The following is a 12,889-nucleotide window of genomic DNA, read 5'->3' on the forward strand; positions in this document are numbered from 1 at the left end:
GGTTTGTTACGCTGGGGATAACGAACAAATATCTATCAATATTTGGAGGAAAACGATATGTTTTGTTATCAGTGTGAACAGACGCCGAGTGGCGGGTGTAAAGTAGTTGGGGTGTGCGGGAAGGATGAGACGATAGCAAGCTTGCAGGATACGATGATTTTTGCATTAAAAGGGATTGCTGCCTATGCGACACATGCTCGCCAGTTGGGCTATACCGATCCTGAGGTAGATCGCATCACGCATGAAGCGTTATATATGACCTTAACCAATTCTAACTTTAATGTACAAGAGCATTTGGAAATGGCGATGAAGGTCGGAAATGCGGCTGTACGGATCATGGATGTGCTGGATCGTGCGCATACGGATCGTTTTGGCATTCCGCAGCCGATTACCGTCAGCCAAAATAAAATCGAAGGCCAATGCATCGTTGTGACCGGACATAATTTATATGCGCTGGAGGAATTGCTGCGGCAGACGGAGGGTAAAGGAATAAACATCTATACCCACTCGGAAATGCTGCCTGCCCACGGTTATCCGGCATTGAAGAAATATGCACATCTCAAAGGGAATATCGGTAAAGCCTGGTACGATCAACGCCGACTGTTCGAGGAGTTCCCAGGTGCGATTCTCGCCACGACGAATTGTGTTATGCCGATTAAAGGCACGTATGCAGACCGCTTCTTCTCTTATGAAGTAGCCGGGCTGGAGGGAGTAGCCAAGATCATGGACGACGACTTTTCACCATTGATCGAGCGTGCGTTAGCCCTGCCAGCCGCAGATATAGATTCGGAGCAGGTGCTTACGACGGGATATCATCATGAGACGGTTATCGGGCTGGCTCCTGAGATTATTCAGGCGGTTAAAGACGGGCATATCCGCCGTTTCTTCGTCATTGCAGGCTGCGACGCACCGGGCAAAGGCGGTAACTATTACCGCGAGCTAGCTACATCCTTACCGAATGATACGGTCATTCTGACCACGTCCTGTGGTAAATTCCGCTTTAATGACGTGGATTATGGCACCGTTGGAGATACCGGCATTCCGCGTTATATTGATTTGGGGCAATGCAACAATTCGGGTTCTACTGTTAAAATCGCTCTGGCATTAGCGGATGCTTTCGGCTGTACGGTGAACGAACTGCCTGTCAGCATTGTTCTGTCCTGGTTTGAGCAAAAAGCGGTCGCCATCCTGCTAGGCTTGTTCAGCCTTGGCATCCAAGATATTCGCATTGGGCCGAAGCCGCCTGAGTTCATTTCTTCTGGCGTACTGGATGTACTGGTGGAGATGTTTGGCTTGAAACTGATTACTACCGCAGAGGAAGATATGAAAGCGATGTTGGCGTTGTCGTAAGGGGTTGGTGGGGAACTGCAAAGCGCAGTTCCTTTTTTGTTTCATCGTTCATCGATTCTAATAAAGATGTCCGTAAGAATCTTTAATGCCAGCTCAGTATCTTTGGATTCACGAGTTCTTAGGAGAGTCAAAATGGTTTTTATACTCGAATCTTCTTCGGTAAGCTCATCATTGTCCTTCACATATGTAAGCAACTGATAGACGCCCACGTTCAATGCCTTCGCTATTTTCTCCAGATTTTTCAAAGATATATTTCTCTCCGCTCGCTCAATGAAACCAATATAACTCGAATTGAATCCTGCTTTTTCGGCTAAAGCTTCTTGGGAAAGCCCTTTAGACTTTCGAATATCTCGAATACGTGTACCGACTAATTCTAAAAGTTCTGACATGATTACACCTCTCTATAGTAAGAATTTCACAAAATTCGATTCCAATCGCTCCAAAATGTAATATATAGACGAACGAGATCATCTCAATCTATATATTATTAATTGGAAGTCGCTTATTGGATTTTGCAAAATCCTCTAGTTAGAAGTGTAGAGAAAGAGTTACATCTAATTAATAAGTGTTAGTAAGTAAATTGAATTAAAAACTACTATATAGTAATATTTATTATGAAGCTTGTCCGGTAGCTAGAAAATTATACATCTTGATGGTTACATAATTGTGCTATGTTGCTCACATTGTTTCAGGATTTTGCAAAATTCGATACCAGTCGCTCCGAAGTGCAAGATATAGACGAACTAAACCATTTCGATCTATATCTTGTTCATTGGAAGTCGCTTATGGGATTTTTGCAAAATCCTCGTTTATGAAATTTTAATTCAGGAGTTGATTCCCCTTGAAACATTACTCCTTAAGTCCCCTACATAGTGATTCCGATTTCAAATTGCCTAAGTACAGCGACACCTACATATTCAATTGCATGATGGATTTTCAAAAGCTTGCCGAATACCAGATCAAGCTTGCACAGATGATGCGCGACCATCATCAGTTTCACAACTGCCTCATTCTTTGTGATCAAGCGATGTTTTCTATGGCTAAGGCCATTTATGTTCATCGAAACCAAATCATTCCATTGTATATTCGTTTATCCGTGACTGACCTGTTCCCTTTAATTCACACAGATGCTGAGCCTAATTTAGATATGGTGCTGTTTATCGGTACGGTACATTATCTGGTTTCGGGAGAAGATGATGTATCTAAAGAGCCGATGAAACTGGGGGAAGTAGACAAGTTGCTTTATAAAACGGACTCTATTCTAGAGTCTCTGTCACAGCGGATCGTAGCTGATCCGTCTAAGCGGTATCCATCTATTTATAAAGAAAATCCATTTAATGAATCGTTAGATCTTTTATCAATAATCCCTGATGCTTTTTGAGCCAATGATATAATGACGAAAAGGAAGATGTTGGATGAAGGCTAATGCTTCCACATCAGAAAGGGTGTTATTTCATATGCCTACATACAACAAACTGGTACGGGGTCGGATTCCGCATATTATTATGTCTCAGGGCAAGGAATGTCGGACACGCATTTTGAACCCAGAGGAATATAAGCAGCAACTGCGAACCAAGCTTCGTGAAGAAGTCGAGGAATATTTTGAAGCGAATAAAGATCAGGATGCGCTGGAAGAGCTGGCGGATATGCTGGAAGTCATCCGAGCGTTGGCAGAAGAATATGGGGCGAATGCAGAAGAGCTGGACAAGCTGCGGGCAGACAAAGCCGAGGCACGGGGCGGATTCCAGGAGCGGGTGTTTTTAATTGATGTCGATGAAGGTAAAAGTTAACTAAAATACTTTTAAGATAAGCACATTCAAAAAGGGAGCTTGATAACTGGAGCTACTTTTTTTTGTCTCTTTTTAAGCACCCAGTATAGCGAAAAATTATAAAGTGGAAGTTATTTTGATTTATTTACAAGCCATATGACTATTTAGTCAACGAGTTTCATGTTATCTCCTCCAACTTCCCCCTCCCCCCACACAAAGGTTAAAATTTTATAAAAAAAGTTCAAAACCAGCAAAGACCTTTCCCGGCCTGGAATGATACCATGTGTTTGCACATAAAAAAAGGAGAGGTACTCGTTGCCTCACTTATGTAAGCGCTATCTAATTTCAACTCTAATCAGCACTTACCTTCAAATGACCCGCATCACATGAGGAAAGGGGAACTTCATATGAAAAAAGGAGCTGTTGTCGTATGGCTTCTGGTTTTGGCCCTGATGCTTTCGGCCTGTAATTTGGCGGAGAGTGGAACGGGCAGCAAGGAAAAAGGCTACGTAGGCATTTCCATGCCGACCAAATCGTCCGAGCGTTGGGTAGGGGACGGAGAAAATATGGTTCGGTTGTTTCAGGAGCAAGGCTATAAAACGGATTTACAGTACGCCGAGGACGTGGTGGAAAACCAAATCTCCCAAATCGAAAATATGATCACCAAGGGTGTCAATGTTATGGTGATCGCTTCGGTCGACGGAAACACGCTGACGGATGTGATTCAGAAGGCACACGACCGAGGCATTCAGGTCATTTCTTACGACCGTCTGATTCGCAACACACCGTATCTGACGTATTATGCGACCTTCGATAATTTTAAGGTGGGCGTGCTACAGGCGGCATATATTGAGAAAAAGTTGGGACTCAAGGAAGGCAAAGGCCCTTTCAATATCGAGCTGTTCGGTGGTTCACCGGATGACAATAACGCTTATTTCTTCTTTAATGGTGCGATGTCTGTACTTAAACCGTACGTGGATTCCGGCAAACTGGTCGTGCGCAGCAAGCAGATGACGATGGCGCAGATCGCTACACTGCGGTGGGACGGAGCATTGGCCCAGTCGAGAATGGATAACCTGCTGAGTGCGTACTATTCGGGGGCTAATCTGGACGCGGTACTATCCCCTTATGATGGCATTAGCATCGGTATCATTTCATCCCTGAAAGGGGTCGGATATGGATCAGCGAACAAGCCGCTGCCGATCATTACAGGGCAGGATGCGGAGCTGGCTTCCATCAAGTCGATTGTGGCTGGGGAGCAGACGCAAACCATATTTAAGGACACTCGCAAGCTGGCTGAGCAAACGGTCGTGATGGCCAACAGCATTTTACAGGGCAAACAAGCGGAAGTGAATGACACCGAATCCTATAACAACGGTAAAAAGATCATTCCTGCCTACTTGCTTGATCCAATCTCGGTGGATCGGACGAATGTGGAAAAGGATATTGTCGGCAGTCACTATTACACCAAGGAGCAAATCGGACTGAAATAAGAGCAGGAATCCAAGCGAAAGGAGTGTATCCCATGACTGGAATCATTTTGGAAATGAAGGGAATTACCAAAACCTTTCCCGGCGTGAAGGCATTGGAAAATGTAAATCTCAAGGTCAAGGAAGGCGAAATCCATTCCCTGTGCGGTGAGAACGGTGCAGGCAAATCGACGCTGATGAAGGTACTAAGCGGTGTATATCCGCATGGAACCTATGAAGGGGATATTGTTTTCCAGGGCAAAACGTGTGAGTTCAAGGATATCAAGCAGAGCGAGGAATTGGGCATTGTCATTATCCATCAGGAGCTGGCGCTGATCCCGTATCTCTCGATTGCGGAAAATATTTATCTGGGCAACGAACGCGCCAGTGGCGGCGTGATTGATTGGAAAGAGACTTTTGTAGGAACACGCGAGCTACTGTCCAAGGTCGGTTTGAGTGAAAATCCCAATACATTAGTTACGAACATCGGGGTTGGGAAGCAACAACTAGTCGAAATTGCGAAAGCGCTATCAAAAAAGGTGAAGCTGCTTATTCTCGATGAACCGACAGCGGCGTTGAATGAGGATGATAGTGAAAATCTGCTTAATTTGATGCTGGAATTTAAAAAACAGGGCATTTCCTGCATTCTCATCTCCCACAAGCTGAATGAAGTCGCAAAGGTGTCGGATTCAATTACGATTTTGCGGGACGGAAAGACGATTGAGACACTGGATATGAAAAAGGATGAGGTTACGGAGGATCGGATCATTAGCGGCATGGTTGGACGTGATCTGACCAGCCGTTATCCAGAGCGTCATGCCGAGATTGGCAAAGTCGTTTTGGAAGTGAAGGATTGGACGGTGTATCACGAGCACCATGCAGACCGCAAGGTGCTGGATCAGGTGAATTTGAACATTCGGCGTGGTGAAATTGTCGGTATTGCCGGGCTGATGGGAGCGGGACGGACCGAGCTGGCGATGAGCATTTTTGGCAAGTCGTATGGACGCAACATTTCCGGTCAGCTGATTAAAGACGGCAAGCCGATCCAGAACAACACGGTTACGGACGCGATCAACAACGGCTTTGCCTATGTGACAGAGGATCGCAAGGAGTATGGCCTCATTCTGATGGATGACATCAAACGTAATATTTCGCTGACTGGCCTGAACAAGCTGACGAAGGGCGCTGTCGTCAATGAGCAGGAGGAAGTCGTTATTGCAGAGGAAATGAAAAAAAGCATGAACATCAAAGCGCCGAGCATTTTACAGAAAACGGGTAATCTGAGTGGCGGCAATCAGCAGAAGGTGGTGCTGAGCAAATGGATTTTTGCCGGGCCGGATATTCTGATTCTGGATGAGCCGACACGCGGTATTGATGTGGGCGCCAAATATGAAATTTATACGATTATTCATCGACTTGCCGCTGAAGGCAAGGGAGTGCTGGTCATTTCGTCCGAGCTACCAGAGGTACTAGGCTTGTGTGACCGGATTTATGTCATGAATGCTGGGCGGATCACTGGAGAGGTTAGCCGTGAGGACGCGTCGCAGGAAACGTTGATGAGATATATGACCAAGTCAGGAGGCGTGAAGCATGGAAACCATAACTAAACTATTTAAAAATAACATCCGCCAATATGGCATGATGATTGCGCTGGTCGTCATTATGATTTTGTTCGAGGTGCTGACGGGCGGCCTGCTGTTGAAGCCGATTAATATTACAAATCTGATTTTGCAAAACAGCTATATTCTCGTACTGGCTATCGGGATGGTGCTGGTCATCATCACTGGACATATTGATTTGTCCGTCGGCTCCATAGCCGCTTTTGTCGGTGCGGTTGCCGCCATAATGATGGTCGATTGGCAGCTTCCAGCATGGATCGCTGTGATTGCATCCTTGCTGGTCGGGGCATTAATCGGCGCATGGCAAGGGTTCTGGGTCGCTTATGTGAGGATTCCGGCATTTATCGTTACATTGGCGGGAATGCTGCTCTTTCGCGGATTGACCATGATCGTGCTGGAAGGCCAATCTATCTCTCCATTTCCGGGGGGATTCCAGAAAATCAGTTCAGGCTTCCTGCCGGATTTTTCATCTACCGGGTATAACCTGGTATCCATCATTGTCGGCATTGCACTCACGGTATGGTTTATCGTTAACGAAATTCGCGAACGTCGTTCGCAGCTTAAATATGGATTCGAGGTTCCGTCACAGACACTATTTGTACTCAAGTTGATTGTGGTGGCTGCGGTTATCAATCTGTTCACCTTCATGCTCGCGAGCTACGCGGGGATACCTAACATTCTCGTGCTGCTGTTCATACTGATCGTTGTATACTCCTTCGTCATGAACCGCACGATTATGGGCCGTCATGTGTATGCGTTGGGTGGAAATGAAAAGGCAGCGGGTCTGTCCGGTGTCAAAACGAAAAAAGTAACGTTCTGGGTATTCGTCAACATGGGCGTGCTGGCCGCCATTTCCGGTCTGATCTTTGCTGCACGTCTGAATGCGGCTACGCCGAGAGCAGGTACGAACTTTGAGCTGGATGCCATCGCAGCTTGCTTTATCGGCGGTGCTTCGGCATCCGGCGGGATCGGAACCGTTTTTGGAGCCATTATCGGTGGTTTGGTCATGGGTGTACTGAATAACGGCATGTCTCTGATTGGTCTGGGTATTGACTGGCAGCAAGGCATCAAGGGCTTGGTGCTGCTGCTGGCGGTTGCCTTCGATATTTACAACAAAAACAAAAGATCAGCTTAAGCTCAGATTCGATATCGTAAAACAAGAAAACCTCCAGTTCCACTAGAAATGTGGATGCTGGAGGTTTTCTTGCTTGTTGGGTCTTGTGGCTATCAGCCAACGAAACTAAGTCGTGACCATTTGGCCGCCGTTGACATGCAGCGTTTGGCCTGTAATGTAGGAACCGTCATCCGAAGCCAGCAGCACATAGGCAGGAGCCAATTCATAAGGCTGCCCGGCACGCTTCATTGGTGTATTGCTGCCGAAGGTGCGAATGACTTCAGGCGACTGTGTGGCCGGATTCAGCGGAGTCCAGATCGGACCGGGAGCAATGGCATTCACTCGAATACCCTGATCGACCAGATTATTAGCCAAAGCGCGGGTGAAGCTGACGATAGCTCCTTTGGTAGCTGAATAGTCGATCATATTCTTTTGACCAACATAGGCTGTCACCGATGCCGTATTGACGATGCTAGCCCCAGCCCGCATATACGGCAATGCTTCTGTAGTCATATGGAAGAAGGAAATAATATTCGTATCAAACGTATCACGAAGCTGCTGCTCACTGATATCCAGATACGATTCGCGCACAAACTGAACACCCAGGTTGTTAATCAGGATGTCAATCCGACCAAAGGTTTCCATCGTTTGTTGAACAACTAGACAGCAGTTGCTTTTTAGCCTTAGATCACCCGGAGTTAACAAACAACGTCGGCCAAGCCTGTGAATGACATCACGGGTTTCCATAGCATCTCGATGCTCATCGAGATAGGCAATGACCACATCGGCCCCTTCCTTGGCAAATGCCACTGCAACGGCGCGACCGATGCCACTGTCCCCACCGCTAATAATAGCCACCCGATCCTGAAGCTTTCCAGTGCCAATATACTTTGGATTATCATAAATAGGGCGTGGAACCATCAGGTATTCCAACCCCGGCTGTCTATATTGATGCTGGGGAGGAAAAGTAATCGGAACTTCTTTACATTGGGTTTCTGTACCGTAATAAGGATATTGCCAATTCATTGATAATCCCTTCTTTAGGCGTTTTGAAATCCAATATATTCAAAATGGGCGCAAGCGGTGACTCAGGATTATCGCCTTATGCCGAAACCGTCGCTCCATCTGCCGGAATATGGACGCGTCCCTCCAAACCTTCACGGTTGATGTGTTCTGTAAGCTCAGAGCGAGTTAGTAGACAATGGTTGATTGCCTCCATGTGGACAGCCACGATTTGTGTATAAGAGGCATGCTGCGCAACAGCTGTTACATCTTGGGCAGTCATAATAATAGGATCACCTACCGTAAACCGTGCTCCTCCAGCGTTCACAATTGTCCACTCAGGACGGTATTTATCCAGTGTTTCCGCGACTTCACTGCACCAGATCGTATCCCCAGCCAAATAGACGACAGGTTCACCTGGAGCCTGAAACACAAAGCCAGACACAGGTCCCATCTGTTCCCCGATTTCTCCGGTGCCGTGATGCCCGGCTGTACGGATAATCTCAATTTCTCCCACAGAACCAGCCACCCAAATCGGAGTAACCCGTGTAAAACCATCAGCAGTGATTTGTTCTTCATTTCCGGGCTGACAGAAGACGGGAATTTGTTTGTCCAACCAGTGTACTGCTGCCGGGTCCCAATGATCCGGATGTAAATGTGTGACGATCACAACGTCAGGCTGTCCGAGTGCCTGCCATTGCGGCGGCAAGGGAACCAGCGGATTACGGCGGGCATTTTCCGTATTGGGAACTGGCGGATTTGCGCCAGCATCGCTTAACATCGGATCAATCAGAAATTTTACTCCAGCGTATTCCAGCCATAAGGTTGCGTTACGGATTAGTGTGATTTTCATATATGGAAGCTCCTTTGGTAGTGAATGTTTTTGGACCGAGTGTATTTTCGGTGGTTCTTTGTTTCTGTTACAATCATATCTGACGCAAGGAGCTACAGGCTACGGCCTGCTGAAAGGAAAACCAGCATACTCGTTTCATCATGAAAGGAAAAATAACTATGGAACTATTCGTACCTGATGACACCGATCTGCGCATTCTTCATCATTTAATTGAAGACAGCTCTTTATCGAACAAGGAGATCGGCCAGCTTGTTCATTTGACAGGCCAAGCCGTAGGGGCGCGTGTTCGAAAAATGCAGGATGCGGGCATTATCGAGGGCTATACGCTGCGCTGGAACCCTGAGAAAATTGGCCAGACGATTCATGCCTTTATTACGGTTTTTTTGAATTCAGGAACGACTCACAGTGCTTTCCAGGCTTTTGCACGGGAGCATCCCTATATTGTCGAAATCCATCGGGTGAGTGGGGAAGGCTGTTATTGGATGCGCTTGCGCATGTCATCACAGGCAGAGTTAAATACCATGCTGGATGAGCTTACGAAGTTTGGTAATTACAAATTGAGTTTTTCCATTGGTGAGATTTAACGATAAAAGCTTTCGGCGTTTGTGCCGAAAGCTTTTTTATGTGGGCGAGGGCTATCGAGGTCAACGTTATAGGCTCATTTTAAAAATATGCTGCAAGCCGTGTTGTCCCATTTTAGTGTTGCCTTCATCGATAAAGCCGCATTTGCGATACAGACTTTGGGCAGATAGATTACGGGCATTGACGCCCAGTACAATCTCGCGAATATGTGGGAAGTGTCTGGCGATGAACTGTGGTAGTAAAAGCAGCCCTTTTTTAGCGAATCCTTGTCCCTGATCTGCGTAATGAATAGAGAACGCGCGCAGCAGCAGTGCCTCAGAAATATTCGTATAGTCCGCTAATTCATCCCCATCGTATAAAATGAAAAATCCAACGGGTGTTCTAGTAGCCGTAATCACGACAGGATGGCGGTGCGGATCTTCCTTGGCCAGTGTCAACATTTCATCCGGCATTCCAGTAAACTGCTTCTGCTCCTCAGGTAAGTAGAAGGTATGTAAAATGGCATCATGCCCACAATGGTAAGGGACAAGCTCTACATTATTCATCATTACACTCCGATCTGTACGGATTTTTAACTTACTATATCATCTAGTTTGCTAAAAAAAGAAACCTGAACTCGTCTTGCTTACGTATTACCCATACATAAACTAGCATAGTCAAAAGGAGACGTCTACGGTTATGAAGCAGCTTGCAGAATATCGGGAAAGCCAGGACGTATTGCGTCATGAGCTGAAGAATATTGAAAAATGGGAAAAGGAACAGAAGGACATTTTTTTCTGGGAAAAAATCGGCAGATGGCCTTTTATGCTGCTGGATCGGCTGACGCCCAAAATCATTAAAGACAAACTGGAGCAACTGCTTAATGAGATGGGCAGTTTCATTCAGAACGGCGGCAAATATTTGGTGAAGGAAGAAACGGTTCTGAACAGGCTGAAAAAGACGGCCCATGAACATGTAATTCAGCAAAATGGCACAGATTCCGTGTCGGATACGCAGGACCTGCCTCGTGCCGGGGAAAACGCTGATTCGGAACATAGTGCCGAACCTATGTGGGAGTTGAAGCAGGCGGCTGAGCTCCCGCTAACAATCATGGATCGGACTGCTGACGATATGACGTCGGCTCGCATTACCTTTGCTACCGCTCAGGGAGCAACAACGGGAATTGGCGGTGTGTTTACGATTGCGGCGGATATTCCTCTTTTGCTCGGCTTGTCACTCAAAGTGCTTCAGGAAATAGCCTTGTGTTATGGCTTTAATCCCCATGATAAGCAGGAACGCATTTTTATTATTAAATGTATGCAATTTGCTTCATCTGATATTGTGGGTAAAAAGGCTGTTTTAGAGGAGCTGGCTTTGTTTGATGATCCTTCACGTCAGGCACAGGTTTTTTCCCAGATGCAGGGATGGAGAGAGGTCATTAACACCTATCGTGATCAGTTTGGATGGAAAAAGCTGCTTCAAATGGTCCCGATTGCGGGTATTTTGTTCGGCTCCATCGCGAATCGAAGCGCTATTAGTGACGTAGCAGAAGCAGGGAAAATGTTGTATCGGAAGCGTCGGATTTTGATGCGTTTGGCAGAAGTAGAGAACTGATTGCAACACTTAGGCGTAAAAGGGGATATTTTTTTCATGAGGAAACACGTGAGTTGGCTATAAAGTTGTGCAGCGGCCAAGATGGCCGCCACACGTTTGCCTGTTACACTTCGGCTCCATTTTCTTCCGCCCAGCGGTTCAGGGTTTTATCTGTAGGAAGCAGGAAGGTTAAGATGCCGAGCAGTGGCAAAAAGCCGCACAGGAACATGATGTGAGTGATGCCTACTTTGTCGATCCAGTTGCCGAGCACGAGTGCGCCCACACCCCCAAGGCCAAAAGCCAGGCCCGTAATGAGACCGGACACGGTCCCGATTTTACCAGGCACGAGCATCTGTGCATATACGACTGTGACCGAAAAGCTAGACAGCATAATAAATCCGATAATCGCCAGCAGGATTGCCGTCCAGAATTGGTTGGCATAAGGCAGCAGCAACGCGAGTGGTGCAGCTAATACCATGGACAGAAAAATCATATTGCGTTTACCAAAACGGTCCGCCAGCGGACCGCCAAAGAAGGTGCCCAGCGCTCCAGCCCCGAGGAACAGGAAAATGTAAAGCTGTGCATCAGCCAATGGCATTTTGAATACTTCCATCAGGTAAAACGAATAGTAGCTTCCGACCGAGGTCGAGTACCACGAACGGACGAATACCAGTAGAATGAGGACAATCATGGCAAACATAACACTGTTACGCACTTCGGGCTTCATGCGGCGTGCCACCGCTTTTTTGCGTGCAATGCCTTCTGTACGCAGGACGTTACCGTACCAGCGGGCGATGAACGATTGCACCACAATTCCCGCTGCTGCAATACCTGTGAACCAGATCGCACCGAATTGTCCCAACGGGATAAAAATCCAGCTCGTGAGCATCGGCGCCAGCGATTGGCCCGCATTGCCGCCAACTTGAAAAATGGATTGTGCCAATCCCCGACGCGGCCCGGCCGCCATATGGGATACGCGCGAGCCTTCAGGGTGAAAGGCAGCCGAGCCCAGACCCACAAAGATGACTGCGATCAGCACCGCTTTATAATCGGCAGCATAGGCGAGCAGCAGCATGCCAGTCAGCGTAAAGCCCATGCCGATGGGAAGAATAGCTGGCGTAGGTCGTTTGTCCGAAAACAAGCCAATCACGGGCTGCATGATTGAAGCTGTAAAATTGATCGCGAATGAAATCCAGCCGATCTGCGTGTAGCTCAGGCTCATAGATTCCTTTAAGATCGGAAAGATCGCTGGAATGACCGATTGAATCGAGTCATTGAACAGATGGACGAAACTGATCGCAATCAGAATCGCAAAAACGGTGCTTTTCGCTTGCGGCCCCGGGAGGGGAAGCGATTGGCCCGTTTCATTTTTTGTAGCAGATTTACTAGTCATGGCAACCTCCGAATATGTATGTATATTTTAAGATATAGGAAGCGATCCGTTTGCAGCAAATGGCTGAAAGTGGGATAAAGTCCCCCTTTACTCATCGCTGCTTGCCCATTCTGCTGGATACTCTTTATTACTCGATTTAGTTGGTTTCTAAAATGGTACATCGAAA

The 12,889-nt window shown here is 46.9% G+C and carries 13 protein-coding genes; 8 read left to right on the forward strand and 5 right to left on the reverse strand.

Annotation, left to right across the window (positions count from 1 at the left end; all coding sequences use genetic code 11):
- The first annotated feature begins 57 nt into the window (after positions 1-57).
- Entirely contained in the window at positions 58-1,350 is a 1,293-nt protein-coding gene (gene hcp, locus JOE49_RS11250) for a hydroxylamine reductase (RefSeq protein WP_209941178.1), read from the forward strand.
- Positions 1,351-1,391: 41 nt separating this feature from the next.
- Here the strand turns inward: hcp and JOE49_RS11255 are convergent, their stop codons facing one another.
- Entirely contained in the window at positions 1,392-1,739 is a 348-nt protein-coding gene (locus JOE49_RS11255; protein ID WP_023987345.1) for a helix-turn-helix domain-containing protein, read from the reverse strand.
- 452 nt (positions 1,740-2,191) lie between these two features.
- Between JOE49_RS11255 and JOE49_RS11260 the strand changes: the two genes are divergently transcribed.
- The 5 genes from JOE49_RS11260 (at position 2,192) to mmsB (ending at position 7,342) form a co-directional block, all read left to right on the forward strand.
- Complete coding sequence (locus tag JOE49_RS11260; RefSeq protein ID WP_209941180.1) at positions 2,192-2,731, forward strand: hypothetical protein; 540 nt, start codon at positions 2,192-2,194, stop codon at positions 2,729-2,731.
- 76 nt (positions 2,732-2,807) lie between these two features.
- Entirely contained in the window at positions 2,808-3,140 is a 333-nt protein-coding gene (locus JOE49_RS11265) for a nucleoside triphosphate pyrophosphohydrolase (RefSeq protein ID WP_209941189.1), read from the forward strand.
- A 386-nt stretch (positions 3,141-3,526) separates the two neighbouring features.
- Positions 3,527-4,612, forward strand: a complete 1,086-nt coding sequence (gene chvE / locus JOE49_RS11270) for a multiple monosaccharide ABC transporter substrate-binding protein (RefSeq protein WP_069081208.1) — start codon at positions 3,527-3,529, stop codon at positions 4,610-4,612.
- A gap of 32 nt (positions 4,613-4,644) precedes the next feature.
- Entirely contained in the window at positions 4,645-6,195 is a 1,551-nt protein-coding gene (gene mmsA, locus JOE49_RS11275) for a multiple monosaccharide ABC transporter ATP-binding protein (RefSeq protein WP_209941190.1), read from the forward strand.
- A complete protein-coding gene (mmsB, locus tag JOE49_RS11280) occupies positions 6,179-7,342 on the forward strand; it encodes a multiple monosaccharide ABC transporter permease (RefSeq protein WP_068938496.1) in 1,164 nt (387 codons plus the stop codon). The genes mmsA and mmsB overlap by 17 nt, the downstream gene beginning before the upstream one ends.
- Positions 7,343-7,447: 105 nt before the next feature.
- Here mmsB and JOE49_RS11285 read toward each other — a convergent pair whose 3' ends face one another.
- Both JOE49_RS11285 and JOE49_RS11290 read right to left on the reverse strand, forming a co-directional pair.
- Positions 7,448-8,347, reverse strand: coding sequence for a glucose 1-dehydrogenase (locus tag JOE49_RS11285; RefSeq protein WP_076264425.1), 900 nt, complete (start codon positions 8,345-8,347; stop codon positions 7,448-7,450).
- A gap of 76 nt (positions 8,348-8,423) precedes the next feature.
- The gene (locus JOE49_RS11290; protein ID WP_209941192.1) at positions 8,424-9,176 is read right to left on the reverse strand and encodes an MBL fold metallo-hydrolase; all 753 of its coding nucleotides are present in this window, start codon (positions 9,174-9,176) and stop codon (positions 8,424-8,426) included.
- A gap of 158 nt (positions 9,177-9,334) precedes the next feature.
- Here JOE49_RS11290 and JOE49_RS11295 point away from each other — a divergent pair, with 158 nt between their 5' ends.
- Positions 9,335-9,760, forward strand: a complete 426-nt coding sequence (locus tag JOE49_RS11295) for an Lrp/AsnC family transcriptional regulator (RefSeq protein ID WP_023987353.1) — start codon at positions 9,335-9,337, stop codon at positions 9,758-9,760.
- A gap of 66 nt (positions 9,761-9,826) precedes the next feature.
- Here JOE49_RS11295 and JOE49_RS11300 read toward each other — a convergent pair whose 3' ends face one another.
- Positions 9,827-10,303, reverse strand: a complete 477-nt coding sequence (locus JOE49_RS11300) for a GNAT family N-acetyltransferase (RefSeq protein ID WP_209943600.1) — start codon at positions 10,301-10,303, stop codon at positions 9,827-9,829.
- Positions 10,304-10,436: 133 nt separating this feature from the next.
- Here JOE49_RS11300 and JOE49_RS11305 point away from each other — a divergent pair, with 133 nt between their 5' ends.
- Positions 10,437-11,351, forward strand: coding sequence for an EcsC family protein (locus tag JOE49_RS11305; protein WP_209941193.1), 915 nt, complete (start codon positions 10,437-10,439; stop codon positions 11,349-11,351).
- A gap of 103 nt (positions 11,352-11,454) precedes the next feature.
- Here the strand turns inward: JOE49_RS11305 and JOE49_RS11310 are convergent, their stop codons facing one another.
- A complete protein-coding gene (locus JOE49_RS11310) occupies positions 11,455-12,723 on the reverse strand; it encodes an MFS transporter (RefSeq protein WP_209941194.1) in 1,269 nt (422 codons plus the stop codon).
- Between the last annotated feature and the right edge of the window lie 166 nt (positions 12,724-12,889).

Source organism: Paenibacillus sp. PvR133 (assembly GCF_017833155.1).
GTDB lineage: Bacteria > Bacillota > Bacilli > Paenibacillales > Paenibacillaceae > Paenibacillus > Paenibacillus polymyxa_B.